The 23,879-nt window shown below is 66.7% G+C and carries 23 protein-coding genes and 1 tRNA gene; 9 read left to right on the plus strand and 15 right to left on the minus strand.

The window, feature by feature from the left end; genetic code table 11:
• Positions 1–9: 9 nt before the first annotated feature.
• The 10 genes from AC07O3_RS10495 to alaS all read right to left on the minus strand — a co-directional run bounded on the left by AC07O3_RS10495 (position 10) and on the right by alaS (position 11,865).
• On the minus strand, positions 10–1,728 hold the full coding sequence (locus tag AC07O3_RS10495; RefSeq protein WP_495339242.1) for a thiamine pyrophosphate-binding protein: 1,719 nt from the start codon (positions 1,726–1,728) through the stop codon (positions 10–12).
• Positions 1,721–2,554 (minus strand): SDR family oxidoreductase, encoded by an 834-nt coding sequence (locus tag AC07O3_RS10500; RefSeq protein ID WP_093075104.1) that lies wholly within the window; start codon positions 2,552–2,554, stop codon positions 1,721–1,723. Before AC07O3_RS10500 ends, AC07O3_RS10495 begins: the two co-directional genes overlap by 8 nt.
• Before the next feature lie 5 nt (positions 2,555–2,559).
• Positions 2,560–3,396 carry an IclR family transcriptional regulator gene (locus AC07O3_RS10505; protein ID WP_093055816.1) on the minus strand — a complete coding sequence of 279 codons (837 nt, stop codon included), beginning with the start codon at positions 3,394–3,396 and terminating at the stop codon, positions 2,560–2,562.
• Between the two features lie 42 nt (positions 3,397–3,438).
• Positions 3,439–4,299, minus strand: a complete 861-nt coding sequence (locus tag AC07O3_RS10510; protein WP_495339243.1) for an alpha/beta fold hydrolase — start codon at positions 4,297–4,299, stop codon at positions 3,439–3,441.
• Positions 4,300–4,310: 11 nt separating this feature from the next.
• Positions 4,311–4,859, minus strand: coding sequence for a cupin domain-containing protein (locus AC07O3_RS10515; RefSeq protein WP_093073561.1), 549 nt, complete (start codon positions 4,857–4,859; stop codon positions 4,311–4,313).
• Between the two features lie 25 nt (positions 4,860–4,884).
• Positions 4,885–5,700, minus strand: a complete 816-nt coding sequence (locus AC07O3_RS10520) for an SDR family oxidoreductase (protein ID WP_093073559.1) — start codon at positions 5,698–5,700, stop codon at positions 4,885–4,887.
• A gap of 22 nt (positions 5,701–5,722) precedes the next feature.
• Positions 5,723–6,706, minus strand: a complete 984-nt coding sequence (locus AC07O3_RS10525) for a Bug family tripartite tricarboxylate transporter substrate binding protein (RefSeq protein WP_093073557.1) — start codon at positions 6,704–6,706, stop codon at positions 5,723–5,725.
• Positions 6,707–6,883: 177 nt separating this feature from the next.
• Complete coding sequence (locus tag AC07O3_RS10530; protein WP_495339244.1) at positions 6,884–8,143, minus strand: D-amino acid dehydrogenase; 1,260 nt, start codon at positions 8,141–8,143, stop codon at positions 6,884–6,886.
• 53 nt (positions 8,144–8,196) lie between these two features.
• Positions 8,197–9,213 (minus strand): 2-dehydropantoate 2-reductase, encoded by a 1,017-nt coding sequence (locus tag AC07O3_RS10535; protein WP_495339245.1) that lies wholly within the window; start codon positions 9,211–9,213, stop codon positions 8,197–8,199.
• 27 nt (positions 9,214–9,240) lie between these two features.
• Entirely contained in the window at positions 9,241–11,865 is a 2,625-nt protein-coding gene (gene alaS, locus AC07O3_RS10540) for an alanine--tRNA ligase (protein WP_495339246.1), read from the minus strand.
• A gap of 262 nt (positions 11,866–12,127) precedes the next feature.
• Here alaS and AC07O3_RS10545 point away from each other — a divergent pair, with 262 nt between their 5' ends.
• Entirely contained in the window at positions 12,128–12,952 is an 825-nt protein-coding gene (locus AC07O3_RS10545) for a ferritin-like domain-containing protein (protein ID WP_495339247.1), read from the plus strand.
• A gap of 468 nt (positions 12,953–13,420) precedes the next feature.
• Here the strand turns inward: AC07O3_RS10545 and AC07O3_RS10550 are convergent, their stop codons facing one another.
• Together AC07O3_RS10550 and AC07O3_RS10555 are read right to left on the minus strand one after the other, a co-directional pair.
• A complete protein-coding gene (locus AC07O3_RS10550; protein ID WP_093055798.1) occupies positions 13,421–13,708 on the minus strand; it encodes a hypothetical protein in 288 nt (95 codons plus the stop codon).
• A gap of 274 nt (positions 13,709–13,982) precedes the next feature.
• The gene (locus tag AC07O3_RS10555; protein ID WP_495339248.1) at positions 13,983–14,420 is read right to left on the minus strand and encodes a hypothetical protein; all 438 of its coding nucleotides are present in this window, start codon (positions 14,418–14,420) and stop codon (positions 13,983–13,985) included.
• Positions 14,421–14,508: 88 nt separating this feature from the next.
• On the opposite strand from AC07O3_RS10555, the gene AC07O3_RS10560 reads away from it, so the two are divergent.
• From AC07O3_RS10560 to AC07O3_RS10570, 3 genes are all read left to right on the plus strand, one after another.
• Positions 14,509–14,582: transfer RNA gene (locus AC07O3_RS10560), tRNA-Gly, on the plus strand.
• 143 nt (positions 14,583–14,725) lie between these two features.
• Positions 14,726–15,010 carry a hypothetical protein gene (locus AC07O3_RS10565; protein ID WP_093055786.1) on the plus strand — a complete coding sequence of 95 codons (285 nt, stop codon included), beginning with the start codon at positions 14,726–14,728 and terminating at the stop codon, positions 15,008–15,010.
• A gap of 37 nt (positions 15,011–15,047) precedes the next feature.
• A complete protein-coding gene (locus tag AC07O3_RS10570; RefSeq protein ID WP_495339249.1) occupies positions 15,048–15,668 on the plus strand; it encodes a hypothetical protein in 621 nt (206 codons plus the stop codon).
• On the opposite strand, the gene AC07O3_RS10575 is transcribed toward AC07O3_RS10570, so the two are convergent.
• Entirely contained in the window at positions 15,654–16,430 is a 777-nt protein-coding gene (locus AC07O3_RS10575; protein ID WP_495339250.1) for a Crp/Fnr family transcriptional regulator, read from the minus strand. The genes AC07O3_RS10570 and AC07O3_RS10575 overlap by 15 nt on opposite strands.
• 153 nt (positions 16,431–16,583) lie before the next feature.
• On the opposite strand from AC07O3_RS10575, the gene AC07O3_RS10580 reads away from it, so the two are divergent.
• The gene (locus AC07O3_RS10580) at positions 16,584–18,749 is read left to right on the plus strand and encodes a DUF6351 family protein (RefSeq protein WP_495339251.1); all 2,166 of its coding nucleotides are present in this window, start codon (positions 16,584–16,586) and stop codon (positions 18,747–18,749) included.
• Here AC07O3_RS10580 and AC07O3_RS10585 read toward each other — a convergent pair.
• A complete protein-coding gene (locus tag AC07O3_RS10585) occupies positions 18,746–19,654 on the minus strand; it encodes a LysR family transcriptional regulator (RefSeq protein WP_495339252.1) in 909 nt (302 codons plus the stop codon). The two genes, AC07O3_RS10580 and AC07O3_RS10585, sit on opposite strands and share 4 nt — an antisense overlap.
• Positions 19,655–19,765: 111 nt before the next feature.
• On the opposite strand from AC07O3_RS10585, the gene AC07O3_RS10590 reads away from it, so the two are divergent.
• The 4 genes from AC07O3_RS10590 to AC07O3_RS10605 all read left to right on the plus strand — a co-directional run bounded on the left by AC07O3_RS10590 (position 19,766) and on the right by AC07O3_RS10605 (position 22,888).
• Positions 19,766–21,040, plus strand: a complete 1,275-nt coding sequence (locus AC07O3_RS10590; RefSeq protein ID WP_495339253.1) for an SGNH/GDSL hydrolase family protein — start codon at positions 19,766–19,768, stop codon at positions 21,038–21,040.
• 70 nt (positions 21,041–21,110) lie between these two features.
• Positions 21,111–21,308 carry a hypothetical protein gene (locus AC07O3_RS10595; RefSeq protein WP_495339254.1) on the plus strand — a complete coding sequence of 66 codons (198 nt, stop codon included), beginning with the start codon at positions 21,111–21,113 and terminating at the stop codon, positions 21,306–21,308.
• Complete coding sequence (locus tag AC07O3_RS10600) at positions 21,290–21,841, plus strand: 2'-5' RNA ligase family protein (protein ID WP_495339255.1); 552 nt, start codon at positions 21,290–21,292, stop codon at positions 21,839–21,841. The genes AC07O3_RS10595 and AC07O3_RS10600 overlap by 19 nt, the downstream gene beginning before the upstream one ends.
• Positions 21,842–21,874: 33 nt before the next feature.
• Positions 21,875–22,888 (plus strand): phosphotransferase enzyme family protein, encoded by a 1,014-nt coding sequence (locus tag AC07O3_RS10605; protein ID WP_495339256.1) that lies wholly within the window; start codon positions 21,875–21,877, stop codon positions 22,886–22,888.
• A 15-nt stretch (positions 22,889–22,903) separates the two neighbouring features.
• Here AC07O3_RS10605 and AC07O3_RS10610 read toward each other — a convergent pair whose 3' ends face one another.
• Positions 22,904–23,815 (minus strand): hypothetical protein, encoded by a 912-nt coding sequence (locus tag AC07O3_RS10610; RefSeq protein ID WP_495339257.1) that lies wholly within the window; start codon positions 23,813–23,815, stop codon positions 22,904–22,906.
• Between the last annotated feature and the right edge of the window lie 64 nt (positions 23,816–23,879).

Below are 23,879 nucleotides of genomic sequence, written 5' to 3' on the forward strand. Positions count from 1 at the left end.
TCACGTCCGTCACTCCACCGAAGCGGCGGCAGCCTTGCCGAGCGCCGGAATCTGGGTGACGGTGTTGGTCGGCGGGCCTGCGAAGGCGCTCTTGAAATCGCCGATGGAGAGCATGTCGATCTCCAGCAGGAACGGGCCCTTCTTCGCCAGCGCCTCGCCCAGCTTCGCCTTCAAATCGTCCATGCGCTGCACGCGGGCGTGCGGCAGCGACAGCGACTTGCACAGCAGCGCGTAGTCGGGCGTGTGCAGGTCGGCATAGCAGCGGCGGCCGCCGTACTGCGCGTCCTGGATGTTCTTGATGACGCCGTAGCCCTTGTCGTTCATGAGCACGATGACCATGTCGGCCTGCTCCTGCACGGCGGTCGCGAGTTCGCCGAGGTTCAGGATGAAGCCGCCGTCGCCGGCCAGGCAGAAGGTCTTGCGGCCCGAAGCGGTCTCGGCCGCGCCGATGGCAGCGCCAATGGCCATGGGCATGCCCTGCCCGATGCCGCCGCCCGTGGCGTGCACGCCGGCGCTAGGTTCGAAGATGCGCAGTTCGCGGTTGCCCCAGGTGCTGTTCGACACGGTCACGTCGCGCACCCAGTTGAAGTTGCGGCCGGCGGTGGACTGCAGCGCCTTTACAAGCTCGGCATACGGGCCGAGGCCGTCGGTGAGCGAGGCCACGGCCTGCTCGTGCGCGGCGCGCAGGTCGGCGAGCAGTTCGGGGTCGGCCTTGTACTTCGCGGCTTCGAGGCGATCGGCCAGGCCTTCGAGGGCCAGAGCGGAGTCGCCGCAGACGAACAGGTCGGTGGCGTAGCCACGGCCTTCGGCGGCAGCATCGGCATCGATGCGCAGCAGCGGGCGCGGCAGCTTCAGTTCGTACTTGAGCGTTTCGTTGCCGCGCAGGCGCGAGCCGACAACCAGCATCGCGTCGCAGCGCTGGTACAGCGCCTCGACCGGCTTGTGGATGTTGTACGAGCCGAGCGAACCGGCATCGTCTTCGGGCACCGTGCCACGGCCCTGCGTGGTGGTGACCACGCCGAAGCCGAGCTTCTGCAGGCGTTGGATGGCGGCTCGGGCGTGGCGCGCGCCGCCACCGACCCACAGCATCGGGCGCTTGGCTGCAGCAAGGCGCGCAGCCAGTGCGTCGAGCGAAGCAGCAGAAGGCACCGGCCGCTCGATGGGCAGCGGCGACAGGTCGGCCGGCATGGTCGTCAGCGCGGACTGGATGTCGATCGGAATCTCCACGCTCACCGGGCCGGTCGGCGCCGTCATCGCAAGCTGCACCGCGCGCTTGAGCGTGCCGAGCACCGTCTCGACGCTGCGCACGCGCAGGGCCGCCTTCGACACGGCCTTGAGCATGGTGAGCTGGTCGGGCGCCTCGTGGATGTACGACATGCCCTTGTCGAGGTACGGCGTCTCGATCTGCCCCGTGATGTGCAACAGCGGCGCGCCGGCGGTCAGTGCCTCGACCATGCTGCCCGCGATGTTGCCGGCGGCCGGGCCGGTGCTGGTGAGGCACACGCCGAGGCTGGCCGTGGAGCGCGCATACGCATCGGCCATGTTGCCGGCTCCGGCCTCGCCGCGCGCCGGCACGAAGCGGATCGCACCGCGCTGCGCGAAGGCGTCGAGGATCGGCATGTTGTGGATCGAGATCACGCCGAAGGCCGCCTTGACGCCGCACTGTTCGAGAAAAGCGGCGACGACTGCGCCGACGGTGACCGTATTGTTGTTCGTGGGGTTATGCATGGCGCGAGAGGCCTCCGGAAATGTCGATATGGCTGCCCGTCGTGTACGACGCGAGCGGGGAAGCAAGAAAAAGAATCGCGCGCGCGGCTTCGGTCGGAAGCCCCAGGCGACCCAGCGGGATGTGTTTGTTCTTCGCGAGCTGCCCGCTCCATGCGGCCCAGTCTTGCGACTTGTCTTCGCGCGCCTCGAAGCGGCGGCGCCATTGGCCCGACTCGACCAGGCCGATCAGGATGCCGTTGACGCGCACGCCCTGCGGAGCGAATTCGGTGGCCATGGAGCGCACGAGGTTCAGCAGGCCGGCGCGCGCGGCCGAGGTGGCAACCATGTGCGGCTCGGGCTGGCGCGCCAGCAGCGAGTTGGCGCAGACGATGGAAGCATCGCCCAGCACCACGCGCTGCGCCGCGAGTTGCGGCAGGAAGGCGCGCGTGGGGTTGATGACGGAGAAGAACTTCAGGTTGAGCTCTTCGGTCCAGGCTGCATCGTCGGTGTCGGCGAAGGTGGAGACGCGGCCCTGCCCTGCGTTGTTGACCAGCATCGATGCCGGGCCGAGCGCGGCTTCGCTGGCGGCGGCGAAGGAGCGGACCGAGGCACCGTCGAGCACGTCGCATGGCTGGGCGAAGAGCTTGGCGTTCGGGTACCGCGCGTGCAGATCGGTCACGGCGTCGTCGAGCCGCTCTGCATTGCGGCCGCACAGCGCGACGGATGCGCCGCAGCCGAGCAGCAGCTCGACGGTGGCCAGACCGATGCCCGACGAACCGCCCGTGACCACGGCCACGCGGCCGGCCAGCGCCTTGGCTGCAAAGAAGGAGGAAGTCTGCTGTGCCATGACCGTCATGCGCTGCGAAGCGGCACCACCTTGGCGGCGCGCGCTGGGGAGTAGTTGAGCAGCCCCGAGATCTCGTCGGCCGTGCCGCGCACGCGCAGCACCATCTCGTCCATGCGGCTTTCTTCGATGTGGTCCGAGGTGATGGTGGCGCCCAGCGCCGCCACGATGTGGCCGCTGTGGTCACGCACCGGCGCAGCGATGCTGGAGATGTTCGACTCGAAGAAGCCCTCGCCCAGCACATAGCCGCGCTGGCGGTCGGCCTGCACCATGTCGAAGAGTTCGTTCACGGTCTTGGGCGTGCTCGGCGAGAAGGTTTCGAGCTTGTCCTCGGGGTAGAGCGCGCGCAGCTGCGGCAGCGTGAGGTCTTCGAGCAGGATGCGGCCGAGCACGGTGGCATGGGCCGGCAGACGCGTGCCGACGGTGACCGAGCTGGCAAAGGGCGTGGGCGGTGCGACCTTGGCAACGTAGACGATGGAGCGGCCATCGCGCACCACCAGGTTGCAGGGCGTGCGCAGTTCGTCGCACAGGCGGTTGAGCAGCGGTGTGCCGAGCTGCGTGAGTTCCAGCGAGGCGAGGTATTCGAAGCCAAGGCGCAGCACGGCCAGGCCCAGGCGGTAGTCGCGCCCACCCTCGGCGCGCTCGAGGAAACCCATGTTCTCAAGCGTGGTGAGCAGGCGGAAAACGGTGGAGCGCGGCAGGTCGAAGCGGCGGGCCAGTTCGGGGGCGGAGAGCGTGCGGCTTTCGCGGCTGAACTCGCACAACACGCGCAGGCCGCGCTCCAGCGCGGGCACGTTGTAGCGGTCGGCGCCCTCTTCCATCGTCTCGTTGTCGTTGTTGGCCATGCCTCTTTTTCCTTCCTTGGATGTCTTGTGTTTGTGTTGCGGTCAGCCGGCGAGCGATTCGCGCAGCAGTGCGGCGACGGCCTGCGGTTGTTCCACATAGCCGGCGTGGCCCGCATCGTCCACCAATTCAAGCGGCACGCCGCACTGGCGCGCGACTTCTTCGCAGGCGGCCGGAGGCGTGACCACGTCGAGCGCGCCGCAGGCCACGCGTACGGGCATGGGCGGCGGCAGGTCGGCCAGCAGGTCGGCGTTGCACAGCAGCTCGACGGCCTGGCGGTAGCCGCGGTCGTTCAGCCGGGCCATGTTCCAGCGCACCCATTGGCGAGCATGGTCGCTGGCCTTGTCGGAGACGAGCCGGCCCGCGCGCTTCGCGGCCATGCCGGCGATGCCGAGTTCGTCGAGCGTGGCGAGGCGCTCTGTGCGCACCTTGGCACGAGCCTCCGCGCGGGACGGAGCGCCGTAGCCGATCGCCGGGCTGACGAGCACGAGTCGGCGGATGCGCGAATCGGTGCGCGCAACCGATGCAGCGGTGATCGCGCCGAGCGAATGGCCGACCAGCACGCACGACTCGATGTCGAGTGCATCAAGCAAGGCGCTGAGACGTGCCGCGTAGTCGGCTGCGGTCGGTGCGGCGGCTTCGAGCGGCGTCGATTCGCCGTAACCCGGAGCGTCCCATGCAATCACGCGGGCCTGCGGCGCGAGCAGCGCGGCGGTGTCGATCCACGACGCCGCGCCCGAGCCGATGCCGTGCAGGCACACGACGACCGGGCCCTGGCCGCATTCGCGCACCGACACCACGGCCCCACCGGCGACCGCGACATTGCGGGCCGGAAAGCGTGCGTCGAGCCGCGCCAGCTCGGAGGCCGGCAGCGTCAGCGCGTCGGTGGCGATGGCGTCGTTCATGGATTGTTCGCTCAGCGCTTGATCTTGGCGAGCGGGTGATCGGCCGGATACGTCGGCGTCACGGGCTTCTTCGCGCCGAGCATCACGCACATCAGCGCGTCTTCGTCGCCGATGTTGATCTCTTCGCGGTACACGCCGGGTGGCACCGAGATCAGGTCGCGGTCGGTCATGATGGTTTCGAAGCGCTCGCCGTCTTTCTCGATCACCACCTTGAGCTTGCCGCGAATCAGGAAGAACACTTCTTCCACGTCGGTGTGCAGGTGCGGCGGGCCTTCGTGGCCGGCCGGGATGACCATGGTCGAGAAGGTGAAGTGCTCGGCAGGCACGGTGTTGACGTCTTTCGCGACGCCGGTGCCGCCCGTGCCCACGTAGCGCATCTGCGCGCGGCGGAACTTGGGGTCGAAGTCGGACTGGAACTTCAGCGCGTCCCAGTCGTACTTGCGGGTTTCGTAGCGCGCGATGCGGGTGTTCATCCACTCCGCGAGGCTGCTGCCTTCGGGCTGCGCCAGGCTATTGGTGCCGGCTTCGTTGATCTTCTGCTGTTCGGACAGATCGCTCATCGGGTGTACTCCTTGGTCGGAAAAATCAGTGCATCGCGAAGCCGCCGTTGACGGCCAGCAACTGGCCCGTCACGAAGCGTGCGAGGCCGGAAAGCAGGAACAGGGTCGCGCCGCACACGTCGGCGGCTTGCTGCTCGCGGGGAATGGCGCGGCCTTCGAGGTACTTCTGGTGGCGCGCCATCGGCACGTATTCGGTGGCCTCGACCAGCGTGAGGCCGGGCGCGACGGCGTTGACGGTGATGTTGTCGCCGCCCCACTCGCGCGCCAGCGAGCGCGTCATGGAAATGACGGCTCCCTTGCTCGATGCGTAGGCCAGCAGGTTGGGCGCGCCCCACAGCGCCGTGTCGGACGCGAGGTTGACGATGGCGCCGCGGCCGCTTTCGGCCAGCGCGCTGCGGCAGGCGCGGCCCATGAGCCAGCTGCCGCGCACGTTGACGTTCATCACGCGGTCCCACATGTCGATTTCGAGCTGGTGCGCGTCGCGGCCGCCCGAATTGGTAATTGCGGCGTTGTTGACGAGGCCGTCGAGTCCGCCGAGCAGGCGGATGGCTTCATCGGCGCAGGCCACGATGGAGCCAGGGTTCGACAGGTCGACCGGCAATGCGTGGGCTGTGTGGCCCGCTTCGCGCAGCGCCTTCGCCTCGGTCTCGGCCAGTTCGCCCAGGATGTCTGCCAGCACCACGCTCGCACCTGCCGCGGCAATGCACTGCGCGAAGGCAAGGCCCAGGCCGCGCGCGCCACCGGTCACGAGGACGCGGCGGCCGGCCAGCAGGTTGGCCGGCAGTTCGGCCAGCAGTGCCTGCAGGCTCGATGGATCGGGAATGGCTTTGAGTTCGGTCATGGGGATGCGGGCTTCAGTCGGTTCAGTCGGCCTGGATGCCGAGCTCCTTGATGACCTTGCCGAAGCGCGTGTAGTCGGCGGCGTTGGTCTTGCCGAGTACATCGGCGTCGCCGCCCACGGGCGTGGTGCCGAGCACCGCCATGCGCGCAACGATCTCGGGCATCTTCAGGATTTCGTTGAAGTGGCCGTTGAGCGTCTTCACGATTTCGGGCGGCAGGTTGCGCGGGCCCCAGAGGCCGTTCCAGGCCGTCACTTCGACGTCCTTGTAGCCCTGCTCCGCCAGCGTCGGCACGTTGGGCGCGAGCGGCGAGCGCTGGGCCGAGGCCACGGCCAGCGGGCGCAGCTTGCCGTTGGCGAAGTACGGCGACACCGGGCCGAGCGTGATGAAGGTGACGGGCACGTGGCCGCCGAGCACGTCGTTGACGGCGGGCGCCACGCCCTTGTACGGCACGTGCGCGAGGCTCGTGCCCGAGGCGCGGGCGAACATCTCGCCGAGGATGTGCATCGGCGAGCCGCTGCCCGGGCTCGCATAGCTCAGCGACTTGCCGCCCTTTGCTGCGGTCACGGCGTCCTTCAGCCCGGCGAAGCCGCTGCCGCCGCTGGCCACGAGGAACAGCGGCTGGCTGCCCGTCTGCACGATGGGCGTGAAGCCGTTCAACACGTCGTAGCCCGACGAGCCATTCGTCTTCAGCACCAGCTGCGCGATGGAGAAGGTGCTGGGCGCGAGCAGCAGCGTGTAGCCGTCGGGCGCGGCCTTCGACACGTAGGCGCTGCCGATGATGCCGCTGGCGCCGGGGCGGTTGTCGACCACCACGGGCTGGCCGACGCGCGTCGAGAGCTTTTCGGCGAAGAGCCGCGCCAGCGCGTCGGTGTCGCCACCGGCCGGATAGGCAACGACCAACGTGATCGGCTTGCTCGGGTAGCTGTCTGCCCAGGCGAGTCCGGTGGCGCAAGCGGCGGCCAGGGAAATGGCAGCGGCGATGGCATGGCGGCGTGTCTGTTTCATCGGGTCCGTGTGATCGTGGTTTTGTTTCACCAAAGAAACAACGATTTATTAATGGAACGCCGTGAGAATACCGAGGAAGACAACTTCGTGACTAAGTAGAAACCCTGATTTTTGTGACTCAACGAAAACAGGGCGGCCTTTTCGGGCCGCCCTGCAGGGGTGGGAGCGTCGGGCTCTTCAGCCGCCGTAGCGCGCCACGGTGAGGCCTTCCATGTCGATCTCGGGCGCCTTGCCCGCAATCAGGTCGGCCATCACGCGGCCGGTGCCTGCCGCCATGGTCCAGCCGAGGGTGCCGTGGCCGGTGCTGAGCATCAGGTTGGGAATGCGGGTGGCGCCGATCACGGGCGTGCCGTCGGGCGTCATCGGGCGCAGGCCGGTCCAGAAGGAGGCGTCGCGCACGTTGCCGCCCTTGGGGAACAGGTCGGTCACGACGTGTTCGAGTGTGTCGCGACGGCGCTCGTTGAGCTGCAGGTCGAAGCCCGAGAGCTGGGCGGTGCCACCCACGCGGATGCGATCGCCGAGACGCGTGACCGCCACCTTGAAGGTCTCGTCCATCACGGTCGATTCGGGTGCGCCGCCAGCGTCGGTGATGGGCACGGTGATCGAGAAGCCCTTGACCGGATACACCGGCAGCCGAATGCCCAGCGGCTTGACCAGCGCGGGCGAATAGCTGCCCAGCGCAACCACGTAGCGCTCTGCGGTGAAGCTGCCGGCATCGGTGCGCACAGCCGTCACGCCCTTGGCTGCATCATGTTCGATGGCCTGGATGTTGATGCCGAACCTGAACTTGACGCCCTCGGCTTCCGCCAGCCTGGCCAGCGCCTGCGTGAACTTGAAGCAGTCGCCAGTCTCGTCACCGGGCAGACGCAGGCCACCGACGAATTTGTCTTTCACGGCCGCGAGCGCGGGCTCGTACTGCACGCAGCCTTCGCGGTCGAGCACCTGGTACGGCACACCGGAAGCCTTGAGCACTTCGACATCCTTCGAGGTGCCCTCAAGCTGCTGCTGCGTGCGAAAGAGTTGCAGCGTGCCCTGCATGCGCTCGTCGTAGGCGATGCCGGTGTCGGCGCGCAGTGCCTTCAGGCAGTCGCGGCTGTATTCGGCCAGCCGCACCATGCGGCCCTTGTTGATCTCGTAGCGCGCCTGCGTGCAGTTGCGCAGCATCGACAGGCCCCAGCGCCACATGGCCGGATCGAGCATGGGCTTGATGACCAGCGGGCTGTGCTGCATGAGCATCCACTTGATGGCCTTGACCGGCACGCCGGGCCCGGCCCACGGCGCCGAGTAGCCGGGCGAGACTTCGCCCGCGTTGCCGAAGCTGGTTTCGAGCGCGGGCGCCGGCTGGCGCTCCAGCACCGTCACCTCGTGCCCGGCGCGCGCCAGGTAATACGCCACCGAGGTGCCGATGACACCGCTGCCGAGAATCAAGACCTGCATGAGAACAACCCTTTGAAAGCTGCTGCAACGCAGCCGAGGGTACAGGCTAAGCGCTACAGGCCGAGAGCATCCTGCAATTGCCGTGCCGTCCAGCGCTTGGGCTGTTGCGGCCAGGCATCGAGCAGCGCGACCATGCGCGCGTTGCGCGGTGCGCTCAGGCCGTGCTCCTGCGCGAGGCGCACGACCTCGCCGCTGAGCGAATCGATCTCGGTGCGGCGGCCGAGCGCGAGGTCGTCGGCCATGCTGGAGCGCGCCTTGGCATCGATGCGCAGCATGCGTCCCGCGATGATGCGGAACAGCCAGTCGGGCAGGCGCAGCAGGCTGACCAGCCGATGCGCCGGAACGGCAGCCACCTGCGCCGGCGCAATGCCCGCGACGTTGAGAATGCCCAGCGCTTCCTCGATCAGCGACGCGAAGCAGCGGCGGTAGCCGCGCAGCATCAGCTCTTCGCGCAGGGGCAGGCCCGAGAGCGCGTTGACGGGGTTGTTGAGGTTGAGCATCAGCTTGCCCCACTGCACGGGCAGCAGGTCGGCATGCAGGTCGAGCGGCACGCCGGCGCGCTCGAACACGGGCAGCCACGGGCGCAGCGCCGCGTCGTCTTCCGCGGCCAGCCGGCCGGGAGTGCCGCGATGGAAGGCGCCAGGGCCGATCTCGGCCACGTTGTAGGGCACCATGCCGGCGCGCACATTGAGCGAAGGGCCGGTCTGCGATGCGGCCGCGCAGTTGGAAATACCGTTCTGCAGCGAGACCACCGTGGTGCCCGCAGGCAGCGCGAAAGCCAGCTCGCCCGCCGCCGCGGCCGTGGCGCCACTCTTCACGCACAGGAGCACCAGCGAAGGCCGTGCACCGACGGGGACCTGCTCACCCAAGCGCAGCTTTTCAGCGGGCAGCTTGCGCGTTGCGCCGTCCATGTCGGTGAGCGTCAGGCCGTGCTTGGCGAGCTTTTCGAGCACGCGCGGACGGCCGACGAAAGTAACGGGCACTCCGGCCGCCGCGAGGCTGCCGCCTATGAAGCACCCGATGGTGCCCGCCCCCATCACAAGCACTTCACCGGGGGTAGCGTCGGGCATGAAGTGCTTGTTCCTGATGCGTGTCTGTCAGGCGCGTTCCGCGACCCAGGCCTGCACCGATTGCAGCGCGGCCGGAAGGCCCGCCGCATTGGTGCCGCCGGCCATGGCCATGTCGGCCTTGCCGCCGCCCTTGCCGCCGACCTGCTGGGCCACGAAGTTGACCAGCTCGCCGGCCTTGACCTTGCCCACGCTGTCGGCCGTGACACCGGCTGCGATCTGCACCTTGTCGCCGTCGACTGCGGCCAGCACGATGGCGGCGGTCTTGAGCTTGTCCTTCAGCTTGTCCATGGTGTCGCGCAGCGTCTTGGCGTCGGCGCCGTCGAGCTTGGCGGCCAGCACCTTGATGCCCTTGACGTCCACGGCCTGCGACACGAGTTCGTCGCCCTTGGACGATGCGAGCTTGCCCTTGAGCGCACCCACTTCGCGCTCGAGCGCCCTCACCTGTTCCAGCACCTGCGTAAGCCGGCCCTGCAGCTCGGCGGCCGGCGACTTGAGCGTGGCGGCCACGCTGTGCACGGTCGATTCGAGGTCCTGCAGGTACGACAGCGCATTGGCGCCCGTGACGGCTTCGATACGGCGCACACCAGCGGCCACGCCGCCTTCGCTGACGATCTTGAAGAGGCCGATGTCGCCCGTGCGGCCCACGTGGGTGCCGCCGCACAGCTCGCGGCTGGTGCCGATGTCGAGCACGCGCACGGTCTCGCCGTACTTCTCGCCGAACAGCATCATCGCGCCGGTCTTCTGGGCCGACTCCATGTCCATCACGCGGGCGTGCGTCTCGGAGTTGGCGAGGATCTCGGCGTTGACGCGCTTCTCGATCTCGAGGATCTGCGCGTGCGTGACGGGTGCGTTGTGCGCGAAGTCGAAGCGCGTCTTGTCGGCGTCGACCAGCGAGCCCTTCTGCTGCACGTGATCGCCCAGCACTTCGCGCAGGGCCTTGTGCATCAGGTGGGTGACCGAGTGGTTGCGCATGGTGGCGGCGCGGCGGGCGGTGTCGACCGCGGCCTTGACTGCGTCGCCGACCTTCAGCGTGCCCTGGGTCTGCGTGCCGTGATGGCCGAACACGTCGGCCTTGATCTTCTGCGTGTCTTCCACGCCGAACTGCACGCCTTCTGCAACGAGCACGCCCTGGTCGCCGACCTGGCCGCCGCTCTCCGAATAGAAAGGCGTGGTGTCGAGCACGACGATGCCGGGCTGGCCTTCCTTCAGCTCTTGAACAGCCGCGCCTTCGAAGTACAGCGCCACGACCTTGGCGCTTTCTTCGAGGTGGTCGTAGCCGGTGAAGGTGTTGCCCGCGCCGGCGTATTCGACGTTGCGGTCCATCTTGAACTTGCCGGCAGCACGGCCCGCGGCCTTCTGCTTTTCCATGGCGGCATTGAAGCCCGCCTCGTCGACGCTCACGCCGCGCTCGCGGCATACGTCGGCCGACAGGTCGAGCGGAAAGCCGTAGGTGTCGTGCAGCTTGAAGGCCACTTCGCCCGGCAGCACCTTGGCGTCGCCGGCCAGTGCCGCATCGAGGATTTCCATGCCGTTGGCCAGCGTTTCGAAGAAGCGTTCTTCCTCGGCCTTCAGCGTGTCGGTGATGCGCTTTTCGTCGGCCACAAGCTTCGGATATGCGTCGCCCATGAGCTTCACGAGGTCGGGCACGAGCTTATGGAAGAAGGGTTTCTTCTGGCCCAGCTTGTAGCCGTGGCGAATGGCGCGACGGATGATGCGACGCTGCACATAGCCGCGGCCTTCATTCGACGGGATCACGCCATCGGCCACCAGGAACGAGGTGGCGCGGATGTGGTCGGCGATCACCTTGAGCGAGTTGTTGGCCAGGTCTTGCGTGCCGGTTTCGCGGCCAGCGGCCTTGATGAGCGCATCGAAGATGTCGATTTCGTAGTTGCTGTGCACGTGCTGCAGGATCGCGGCCAGGCGCTCCAGGCCCATGCCGGTGTCGACGCAGGGTGCGGGCAGTTTCTTGACCGAGCCGTCGGGCTGCATGTCGAACTGCATGAACACGTTGTTCCAGATCTCGATGTAGCGGTCGCCGTCTTCGTCGGGGCTGCCGGGCGGGCCGCCGGGAATCTCGGGGCCGTGGTCGTAGAAGATTTCGGAGCACGGACCGCAGGGGCCCGTGTCGGCCATCATCCAGAAGTTGTCGGACATGTAGCGCCCGCCCTTGTTGTCGCCGATGCGCACGACGCGTTCTGGCGGCAGGCCGATTTCCTTGGTCCAGATGTCGTAGGCCTCGTCGTCCTCGATGTAGACGGTGGCCCAGAGCTTCTCGGCCGGCAGCTTGTAGACCTTGGTCAGCAGCTCGAAGGCCCAGGTGAGCGATTCGCGCTTGAAGTAGTCGCCGAAGCTCCAGTTGCCCAGCATCTCGAAGAAGGTGTGGTGGCGCGCGGTGTAGCCCACGTTCTCGAGGTCGTTGTGCTTGCCGCCGGCGCGCAGGCAGGCCTGGACCGAGGCGGCGCGCACGTAGTTGCGCTTGTCTTCGCCGAGGAACACGTCCTTGAACTGGACCATGCCCGAGTTGGTGAACATGAGCGTCGGGTCGTTGCCCGGCACCAGCGAACTCGAGGCCACGACAGTGTGACCCTTGGAGGCGAAGAAATCGAGAAAGGTCTTGCGGATGTCCGCGACCGTGAATGTGGGCTGGCTCATCTTTGGATTCGTCTTCTGTCGAGGGCGGCGCGGCGATGGCGACCCTCTTGTCGAACCCACTGCGGCGAACCGGCCTAACTGCTTGATTTGCTTGAACAAACGATTATAGGTTTGGCCATGGCGCCCGCGCCCGGATCGGGCCGCACCGGGAAAACTGCACGATCCGGACTCCGCGGCTAATATGTGACTTGGCGCAAAAAACGAGAACCAAATACGGTCTGCGCCATCCGTACTTGTACGGACAAAAGATCAAGGAGTTCGCATGGCAAGCCAAGAGGCGGGACAACACTGGCAGATCGAAGACCTGGATTTCTCGCGCATCGCGCTCGACAAGGTACGCCCGGACGAGAACCTCTTCTACCTGGTGACGTCCGCCTCCTTCATAGAGAGCGGCTCCGACCTCTACACGCAGAACCTGGTCGACTTCTTCCGGGGCGACGACGAAGTCACCGACTGGCTGTCGAACCACTGGGAGCAGGAAGAATTGCAGCACGGCAAGGCCCTGCGCGCCTACGTTCGCCACGTGTGGCCTGAGTTCGAATGGGACACCGCCTACCAGGGCTTCCTTGAGGAATACGCGACCTACTGCAAGGTAGAGCTGCTGGCGCCGACCCGCGCCCTCGAAATGACCGCCCGCTGCGTGGTCGAGACCGGCACCGCCACCTACTACCGCGCCATGGCCCGCAGCACCGACGAGCCCGTGCTGCAAGACCTGGCCACCCGCATCGCGACCGACGAGGTCAACCACTACAAGCATTTCTACCGCTTCTTCCGCCGCTATCGCGAGCAGGAAAAGCTGAGCCGCTTCCGCGTGATGGGCACCATCGGCCGCCGCACGCTCGAACTCAAGAGCGAGGACGCCGACTGCGCGATCCGCCACGTGGTGAAGGCGCGCTCGCCCGGCCGCGCCAGCGACACGGCCTACGTGGAGCGGCTGAGCGCGGACATGAACAGCACCATCCGCACAAACCTGAGCCCCGGCAACACGCTCAAGATGCTGATGCGGCCGCTGGAGCTGCCGGCGAAGGTGCAGGCGGTGATCCAGTACCCGATCAGGCAGTTCATGCAGCACGTGTTCCTGCGCTGAGGGATGGCTGGATAGATAGATGTGCGGGTTGCCGGCGCCGCACAAAAAAAACCCAGCACAGGGCTGGGTTGAACCTCTTGAGTGCTGTCACGCACAGAGAACTCGCACTTCGAAGCGAGTCCGCAAAATCTAGGGCCTCATGCCCCGGCGCCTTGTCGGACAGGACCGACACTTCAGATCGATGGGTCTGACCACGTGAGCGCCAGCGGTCTGCCAACCGCACAAAACTGCCAAATAGTTCACGTTTTAATAAGTGTCCTACGGCGACTGCCTGTTTCCGGCTGACACCGGCGTCCGGGGCGACCACAGACCATACCGATGCTGTCACGCAACAGGGCCGCATAAAAGAAGAGCTCTCTGTCAGTGCTTAGAGCCGGCCCACCAGGGTCACTCGGACCCGCTTCGGCGGGTATTTTTTTGGCGCGACGCCGCACAGACCGAGCCAACGCCCCGGCCCCCTTGCTGCTTTCAGTTCGCCGAGGTCAGCCCCGGCTTGCGGGTTCCGTCCAGCGAATACAGCTGCGGCCGGTCTTCCGCGGTGCCTTCCGCCACCAGCCCATGCGCCACCGCCTGCGGCTGGCGATACAGCTCGTTCTCGAGGCGCCTGACCCGTTCGGCGTACATCCGGGCCAGGGCACTGTGATGCTCTGCCGCCGCCTGATGCTCGATGCGCGCCATTTGCGCCTCTTCAAGAAGTGCCGCCGCGCGCCGGAGGTACGCGGTGTGATTCGGGCGAAACAAGAAGTCGAACGTCATTTCACGCTCCTTTCCGCAAGGGTGCGGTGGAGTCATGTTCCTCCGCGCCCGCCTTCAAGTCTGTCGGAACGCGCCTACCCTCGGGCTACCCATTTTCTCTTGACTTGCCCATACCACACGGCCGTGACACGTTGTTCCTTCTTGACGGGGACAACGTTGTGGAAAACTGTGTGCGCATCGCTCGAAAGCCTTGCCTGGCGTGGCCTGCAACGCGATGCCTGCGAAAGAGGCAGTGCGCGAAAAAAATTTCTGAGCGCAGCCAACCGCTGCCGGACTACCCCATATCCGACCGCTTGCAATTGAAGACCGTGCCCGGATCGACCGCCCGCAGCACCGGCACCTTGCCCACGAACGTCACCCCGGCACTTATCAGACGCCACTCCCCTGCCTTGAACAGCTTGAAAAGGTTCGTGACTTCATCGCCCGCGGCAGGAATGGCATTGAAGACGTAGACCGGCTCGCCGCCCTGGGTCTCGTCCATGCTCAGCAACTCGGCCCGCATCTTGCCCATGGTGTCCGTGTCTTTGGTCCTCTGGCGCACGATGTCCATGTTGACGGTACGAGAGTGCTCGTCGATCGAGATCCTGCGGATCCAGGGCGCCGGCCCCGCGCTGTTGTGAGCTGGCACGCATGCGATCGTTCCGGCTGCGGCCGAACCTGCTGCTGCGGCGAAGAACAAGTGAAGGGCGAGGTGAGTGGGCTTGAGTTTCATGCTCGGTTGAGGCTCCTGGGTCGAAGGACATGCATCTATACTCCCGCCTGTCGTCGCTCGCAGGCATGCAGTCGGCGACTTGCCAGATGCGGGTGTAGTTCAATGGTAGAACGGCAGCTTCCCAAGCTTCATACGAGGGTTCGATTCCCTTCACCCGCTCCAACAGCTCCCGCGAATTCCTGCGTGTCTTCCTTCAGGCACCTGCCGTACTGCTCCCGGCACCAGCAAGACCGTGTCGAAACGGTCGGGGCGCTGTGGCAAAGGTGCCTCCATACGGCCTTTGCGATCACGTAGCATCCCGGCCCATGAGCTACACCGTGAAACTGGTCGATTTCCCCGACGCCCCGGCCGACGTCATCGCCACTGCGGAGTCGCGCTTCCGCCGCGAACTCGACAAGCTGCTGGGCGAGAGCGTCGAAGCCGCGCTGAAGGCATTCGAGAACGCCAGCGAGTCCAGCGCCGACGAACTCAGCAAGGACGAACTTGCGCTGGCCGCCACCTGGGCCAAGGCCTACGAAACCGCCAAGACTGCCGGCTTTCGCGCACTCGGCGAAGCCGACGAGGCCTACTTCGAGATCCGCCTCGACTGACCTGCCCGTTCTTTCCCCCCGACTCCAGGACCAGCCCATGAAACTGCTGTTCGCCCTGCTTCTCTGCGCCCTGCTCTGCGCCTGCGCGAGCGCACCGAACACGGCGCCGGCCGCAGGAACAACGGCAGCAACGCCGCCCGCCACCGAGTCGGCACCGGCCCCGCCCACGGGCGTGCAGTGGCGCTACATCAACTCCAAGTCTTACGAGGCACTGAATGCGGGCCTCGGCAACAGTCACCGCTTCGAGAGCAGCGTCGGCTGGATCGATGTCTACGTGTACGACATGAAGCGCGCCTGGCAACCAGGCGTGGACGACCCGCAATTCGACGAGCACTTCAAGAGCACCATCGCCGAGGTGCAGCGAGCCACCGCCCAGGGCATGTACGCAAGCGCCAGGATCGGCCCCACCCGCGACGTGCGCATCGAAGGGCTGACCTTCCGCACGGTCTCGTTCCGCCTCGTGCATGCAAAGGACGCCAAGGCCTACGACTCGTTCACCTACCTCGCGGTGCGCAACGGCAAGCTGCTGAAGTACCGCATGTCCTTCAACGCGCCAGCGCCGGCCAACGTGGAAGCCATTGCGCGCGAGTTCATCGAGCGCAATGTGCGCACCGGCCCCGACACGCCAGTCGGCACGCGCCAGCTACGCAGCACCTGAAGGGCGCAGCGGCAAGACGCCTTCTGCCTTGTAGCCGCGCAAGCCGCCAAGATCGAGCACCGTCAGCCCGCGCTTTTCGAGGCGGATGAGTCCCAGCGCCTGAAAGCGCTGCAGCGCAACATTCACGCGCTGCCTCGACACGTTCGCGAGCAGTCCGATCTCCGTCTGCCCCACCTCCAGGAAGCGCGGCGCATCGGGATACAGATCGGGATTGAAAAGGCTCGCCAGGCAGTTCGCGACCCGCGCGTCGGTGTCGAGCAGGCGCTCATGCTCCAGCGCGCCGATGAAGAGGCTGAGCCGTGCGTTGAGCAGTTCCTGCAGGTAGTGGTTGAACGGCACGCTAGTGTCACGCAGCCATTCGAAGGTGCGCCGCGGCATCAGCGCCACGCGCGTGGGCCGCAGCGCGAACACGTCGTAGCGGCGCGCCTCGTGCTTGAACAACGAGCCTTCGCCGAACCACACGCCGGCCGATACGCCCGTGAGTGTCGAGACCCGTCCGTCTTCGGATGCGACCGACATCTTTGCGAAGCCATCGATCAGCGCCATCCAGTGCTCGACCGGCTCGCCGGCGCGCGCAATGCAGCCGCCGCGCGCGAACTGCCGTTCCTGCATGCTGCCGAGCACATGTTCGAGGTCAGCCGGCGACAGGGCCGACGCCCATTTGGAACGCCGCACCGTCTCTTCCAGCACCTGCGCAGCGGAGGAAGAAGAAAAAGGCTCGCTGGGTGAATCAGGGATTACCTGTAGCAATTCGCGCGTCATGTGTCGTCGCAACGACCGCGCCCCGGAACGTCCATTCGTATTCTTTCAAGACATACAACACAGGAGACGTCCATGTTCGCTACACCCCGTCGCCCGCACAAGCGGGTTTTTCCGTGGCCGCGCCGGCCCCGCGCCCTTGCCGCGGGTCTCGCTATGGCAGGAGCTCTGCTCGTCGCGGGATGCGGCGGAGGCTCCGACGGCGGATCGGGGTTTTCGTTCATTCCCGGCGCCAGCCCACCGCCCGCGACGCAGACGCCGGCCGCGTTCCAGGTGAAGACGCTCTCGTCGTCGCCCGACATGGTCAGCGGCGGCGACTCACTGATCGAAATCACCGCGCCCGTTGGCGTGGCGCTCGACAAGGTTCGCGTAAGCCTGAACGGCAAGGACGTGAGTTCGCAGGTGCCGGTGGCCGACAGCACGGCCCGCGTGCTGCGCGGCCTCGTCACCGGGCTCACGACGGATGCTTCCAGCACCACGGGCAGCAGCAACACGCTGGTGGTCAGCAACGCCGACAACACCGCGCAGCGCACTGAGACGAAGCTGGTCAACTACCCCATCACCGGGCCCATTCTTTCGGGCCCGCACATCTCGCCCTATGAATGCCGCACGGTGCAGAACGGCCTGGGTTCGCCGCTCGACGCCGACTGCTCGGCCGCGACGCAGGTGGTCTGGTACTACCGCAGCACCTCCAATACTTTCAAACCGCTTTCAGACCCCACGGGCACGCGCCCCGCTGACCTCGCGACCACCACCACCAACGACGGCAACACCGTGCCCTACATCGTGCGTGTGGAGTCGGGCACCATCAACCGCGGTGTGTACCGGCTCGCGGTGCTCGACAACCCGACCAAGGACGCACCCGCCACCTGGAAGCCCGGCGCGGGCTGGAACAAGAAGCTCGTCGTGTACTTCGACTGCTGCGGCTCCGCCCAGTACAACCAGGGCGTGCATCCCATCGAGACGATCCTCGGCGATGTGGGCCATATCCAGCTGTCGCGCGGCTTCGCCTTCATGAACTCGACCGAACTCTGGAACAACCAGCACGCCAACCCGCACCTGCAGGGCGAGACGCTGATGATGCTGAAGGAGCACATCATCGAAGAATTCGGCGCCGTGCCCAAGTGGACGGTCGGCTTCGGCGGCTCGGGCGGCGCCATCCAGCAGTACCTGATCGCGCAGCTCTACCCGGGCCTGCTCGACGGCATTCAGCCCATCGTGTCCTTCCCCGAGACGCTGATGCCCGAGGTGATGGAGTGCCGGCTGCTCAACAACGTCTACAAGCTTGACACCACCACCTGGACCACGGCCAAGCAGAACGCGGTGAACGGCTTCAACACCAACACCTGCACGAGCTGGGACCTGTCCTTCGCGAGCATCATCAAGTCCGACAACGCGGTGGGCTGCGGCTTTCTCGAACCGGCCAACGTGTCGAACGTGTTCAACCGCACGACCAACCCCAACGGCATCCGCTGCGACCTGTTCCAGACCAACGTGAACCTGCTCGGCAAGCGCGCCGGCACGCAGGAGGCGCGGCGCCCCATCGACAACGTCGGCGTGCAGTACGGCCTGGCCGCGCTGAACAGCGGCGCCATCTCGGTGACGGAGTTCCTCGATCTGAACGAGAAGGTCGGAGGCTACGACGGCGACGGCAACACGCAGGCCGCGCGCTCCGTGGCAGACCCCGATGCGCTGAAGCTCACCTACGCGGGCGGCTTCAAGAACAGCTTCAAGGGACCGGGCCTTGCGAACATTCCGATCATCACGCAGCGCGGCAATGCCGATGCCGTGGGCGACATCCACGACACGATGCAGGACCTGATCATCCGGGCCCGCCTGCAGCGCGCCAACAGCCGCAGCGACAACCAGATCATCTGGACGCTGGGATCGAAGTCGCCCGTCGACTACATGTCGGCCTCGCTCGACCTCATCAACAAGTGGCTGGACAACATGGCCGCCGACACGGCTGCACCGTCCATCGACAAGGTGGTGCGCAACAAGCCCGTTGGCGCGAACGATGCCTGCTGGGACGCGAGCGGCACGCGCATCGACGAAGCCGCGTCGACCAATCCGGCGGCCAGCTGCAACGTGGTGTACCCGCGCTTCAGCACGCCGCGCCTCGTTGCCGGTACGCCGCTGGTGAACGACGTGCTCAAGTGCCAGCTGAAGCCGGTCAATGCGGCTGACTACTCGGTGACCATTGCAGGCGCCGACCTGGCGCGCCTGCAGACCATCTTCCCGAGCGGCGTGTGCGACTGGAGCAAGCCGGGCGCGGGCCAGGAGGCGCTGCGGGGCACCTTCTTGCGGCTGCCGCTGAACTAGCGCGTAACCGGGCGGGAGGCGCCCGGCAGCTTCGCCACCCGCTCGGCCAGGAAGTCCACCAGCACGCGCACGCGCAGCGGCTGGTGGCGGCGCGGGGCATACAGCAGGTGCACCTCCTGCGCCGGGCCGGTGTGGCGGCCAAGCACGCGCACCAGTCGGCCTTGTTCGAGCAGGTCGGCCACCATCCAGGTGGGCTGCAACGAGATGCCGGCGCCGCCGAGCACGCTGTCGAGCAGAGCCACCGCGTTGTTCACCCGATAGCGGCTGCGCACCGGCACGGTGACGGGGCCATCGGGGCCTTGCAGCAGCACGCCGTCGTCGCCCGCCGCGTAGCGCAGGTAGTCGTGCGCCAGCAGGTCCTGAGGCTTGCGCGGCTTGCCGCGTGCCGCGATGTAGTCCGGTGAAGCGACCAGCACGCGCGGCCACGTGCCCAGGTGGCGAGCGACCAAGTCGGGCGGCAAGGCGCCGCCGACGCGCAGCGAAACGTCGATGCGCTCCTCCAGCGGATCGACGAAACGGTCGTCGAGCACCAGCTCCAGTTCGATGTCCGGGTACAGGCCCAGGAACTCCACCGCCATCGCGTTGAGATGCCGCTGGCCCATGGTCACCGGCGCGCTCATGCGCAGCAGGCCGCGCGGCTGCTGGATGCCTTCGCGCACGTCGGACACCGCGTCGCCGTAGTCCTCCAGCATGCGCCGTGCGCGCTCGTGAAAGCGCTGGCCTTCCTCGGTCAGGCTCAGGCCTGCTGCGGTGCGCCGCAGCAGGCGCACGCCGAGCGAACGCTCCAGCCCCGCGACCAGCTTGCTGACGGTGGGCTGCGTGGTGTCGAGCGCGCGGGCCGCGCCCGACAGGCTGCCCAGCTCCACGCTGTGCACGAAGGCTTCGAGGGCGCGCAGGGTGTCCATGGTGTATTCGTATTTGGAATGGTCTGGATGCCATTCTGCCGTCTACCCATCCGGATACGCATGAAAGAAAGTCAGGCCGTTGCTTCAGCTTTCATCCAAGGACCTCTTCTCATGACCACATCGACACTCGCATCGATCCTGCGCCACGGCGCCCTCGCGCTCACCCTGGCCGCCACAGCCGCAACTTCAACAGCAGAACCGGCCGCCTACTGGAGCCCCAGCTGGATGGCCAGCACGCAACCCATATGGAACGGCGACTTCGTGCTGCCCACCGGCCTGCCCTTCCAGTTCAACCGGCAGACCGTGCGCCAGGTGGCGCGGCTGAGCATCGGCGGATCGCGGTTGCGCGTGGTGATCAGCAACGAAGGTGGGGTGGCGCCGCTGTACATCGGCGCAGCGCGCGTGGCCCGGCATGCCGAAGGCTCGGCTGTCGTCGAGGGCAGCGACCGGCCGTTGCGCTTCGGCGGGCAGGCCGACGTCACCATCCCGCCCGGCGCGCGGCTGGTCAGCGACCCGGTGGACATCGCCATGCCCGCTCTCGGCGAGGTTGCGGTGTCGCTTTATCTGCCGCGGCCGAGCCAGCCCGCGGGCTTTCACTTCGATGCGCGGCAGATCGCCTACGTGGCCGATGGCGACCTGACCGGCGCCGCGCGCCTGCCGGCAGCGGCAACGCAATGGAGCACCCGTGTCTACGTCAGCGGCCTGATCGTCGAGACACCCCAGCCACCAACCACCGTCATCACCCTCGGCGATTCGCTGACCGACGGCAACGGCTCCACGCCCAGCGCCAACACCCGCTGGCCCGACGCGCTGGCCGAGCGACTGGTGGGACGCAATGTCGCGGTGCTCAACGCCGGCATCTCCGGCGGCCGCCTGTTGAAGGACGGCATGGGCCACGCCGGCCTGGAACGCGCGGGCCGCGATGTGTTCGCCCAGCCGGGCGTGCGCGCCATGATCGTGCTGCTGGGCACCAACGACATCGGCTGGCCCGGCGGCCCGTTCGCACCGAACGAACCCGCCGTGCGCGCGGAAGCCGTCATCCAGGGCCTGCGGCAGCTGGCGGAGATGGCCCATGCCCACAACGTGCGCATCATGGCCGGCACCATCGCGCCGACTGAACGCGCGCTGGAGGGCACGCCGCTCGAAGGCCACTACTCGCCTGAGAAGGACAAGGTGCGCCAGGCCGTGAACCGCTGGATCCGCGAAGGCGGCGCGTTCGACGCCGTGGTCGACTTCGACGCGGTGTTGCGCGACCCGGCACGCCCCTCGCGGCTGAAGGCGGCGATGGACTCGGGCGACCACTTGCATCCGGGCGATGCGGGTTACAGGGCGATGGCAGCGGCTGTCGACCTGGATGCTCTGCTGGGCACGCCTGCTCGACCCTGAAAATACTGTACATAAATACAGTATTTCTCTAAAATTCGTCGTCTCCAAGAACAACTTCGAGGCGACGCCGATGACCACCGCCAATCCGCCTGCGCTCACTGCGCAGGTTCTTTTTTTCTCCAGGTTGCACCAGTTGCAGCCTCCCTCCCGTACGGGTCGGATCTCGACCTGGCCTTTCAAAGTGACCCGCGACAAGGGGGACATTCGCGTGCAGGCAGCGCGCGTCATCCGCACGACGGCCGAGAGCTGGTGGCCGCCTGGATCCTGAAAAAGCACACGATGGCCGAGTTCAATAAGCTTCTCGTCGGACTCTTTCCCGCCAGGGAAGTGCAAGCTGAAATAGAGGCGCACCGCAAGAACTGGTGGTGGCCCAGAGGCTGCTCCTTTCCGCCCGTAGACCGCCTGCACCTGACGCTCCAGTACCTCCCCGATCAGCAGGGCAACGCCGAGCAACGTCTGCGCGCCGCGCTCTCCGAAGTGTCGATGCAGCCACTGCAACTCACGCTCGACCGCTCCTGCACATGGTCGAACGACGCCTCGGTAGTGCAACCGTCGGAGCATGAAGATTTGCGGCGCCTTCAGTACGACATCAGCCGTGCGCTGGTGCGAGCCGGCTTTTCCCTCGATGTCCATGTCCGTGGATGGACGCCGCACGTCACGATCGCACGGGACGCCGAACGCGCAGCAAGGCCCACTTCCCTGAAGCCCATCCGCTGGACGGCAACAGAGTTCCGACTGGTCCGCTCGCACTTCACGTATCCGTTTCGCCACGAACCCCTCGGCTCCTATCCTCTGCACTGAGGTGCGGCATTCGTCCGGCGCTACAGTGGCCGCATGCTGACGCCCCCCGACCTGTCGCGCGAAACCGTCGCGCAATACCTCGCCGATGCCTACGGCCTGCACGACGCCCGCATCGAATTCCTGCCCCTCGGCGCGGATGTGAACTCCGCCGTCTTTCGCATCAATGCGAGTGACGGCGCCGCGTATTTCCTCAAGCTGCGCAGAGGCGATTTCGACCAGCCGGTCGTCGCGGTCCCTGCCTTCCTTCACCACGACAAAGGCATCGAAGCCGTGATGGCGCCGCTGCCCACAACGAGTCAGCAGTTGAGCACGCAAGGCCACGGCTTCGACTGGGCGCTCTATCCCTTCTTCGACGGCAAGAACGGTTTCGAGCGCGCATTGACGAACCGCCAATGGACCACGCTCGGCACCGCATTGGGCGCGATCCATCGCACCGAACTGCCCGAAGCGCTGTCGGCCGGTCTTCCCAAAGAGCACTACGCCCACCACTGGCGTGAAGGCGTCCGCCGCTACCAGCGCCGGTTCATCAACGGCGTGAAGGGCGACGACATCGTCAAGCGCTTCCTCGCCTTCTGGGAGGAGCATGCGGAAGAGATCGACACCGTCGTCTACCGCAGCGAACAGCTCGCCTCCATCCTGCTCGAACGCCCGCCGCAGCTGGTGCTGTGCCACTCCGATCTCCACGCGGGCAATGTCCTCGTCGGCGACAACGACCGCATTTCCATCGTCGACTGGGACACGCTCATCCTCGCCCCGAAAGAGCGCGACCTGATGTTCATCGGCGGTGGCGTCGGCCACGTATGGAACCAGCCACAGGAAGAAGCGCTGTTCTACGAAGGCTACGGACTTAAAGACATCGACCTCGTCGCCCTCGCCTACTACCGCTACGAACGCATCGCAAAAGACGTGCTCGAGTTCTGCGACCAGATGTTCGACGCCACGGCCAGTGCTGAAGACCGCGAAGAAGGCCTGCGCCAGATGCAGGGCCAGTTCCTGCCCGGCGACGTCGTCGCCATCGCGCACCGGAGCTACGACGACATCACCTGACCCGGCCCGAGGTCGTCAGATCAGCATGTCCTGCACGTCGTCCTCGAATCCGGCAATCGGCTGCGCCTTGGCCAGCGCGAGCCACACCGCGAACGGAATGCGATCGAACGCGCGATGCACGGCCGCTCGCGCGACCACAAGGCGTTCGCCCTCCAGCACCATCACGCCGCATTCGGCCGGCACTTCTTCTGGTTTGGCGATGCAGCGGCCCTTCGCGTCGTTGCCCAGCACGTACCAGCACTCGCCGCCCAGGTCGAGGTACGCCGCGCGCTTGTCGGGCTTGCGCAGGTCGCCCAGCAGGTCGGCGCGGCTCACCTTTACCTCGTGCACGATGGGATGCGCGTAAGCCTCCACGCTGGTATTGCGGATCGAGAACACATCGGGCCGCGCAACGCACCAGCGCGGCTTGCCGCCCTCTTCCAGCGGCGGCAGTCGGGCGCGCAGGCCCAGGCCGCGCCATGCGATGCGGCCGCCGCGCGTCATCTCGCGCGCCACGCGCTCCACCAGCGCTTCGTGCGGCGACAGCGCGGCGCGGTTGATGGTGAGCGTGGTGGCGATGCGCGCAATGCCGGAGTCGGTCACGCGCAGCGTCTCGTGGCCGTGCACCGTGCGCACGCGCTCCAGATAGCCGCCAGCGAGCAGTTCGACTTCGATGGTGTCGCAGCACGGCCAGCCGGCCGAGCGATAGATCTCGCGCAGGCGCCGCGCATGCTGCTTGCCGAACGGCACCGCCGTCTGCATCGGTGGCGGAGGCTCCACCACCGGTGGCGGAAAGCCGGGGTCGGTCACAGGCGGCACGACTGGCGGCGGATCGCCCTCCGGCGGTGGCATGGGCGGCGGCGGTGGTGGCACGGGCACATCGGGCGCTGGTGGCGGCGGCCCGATAGGCGTGGCGACGATGGGGTCGAAAGCGGCGAGTGCGGACATGGCGGAAACAGGTTAGCGAAAAGCGGAGGAAGGCGCGAGGCATGGAACGATCGGTTGCATTCGG

Source organism: Variovorax sp. GW821-FHT09D05 (assembly GCF_059416325.1).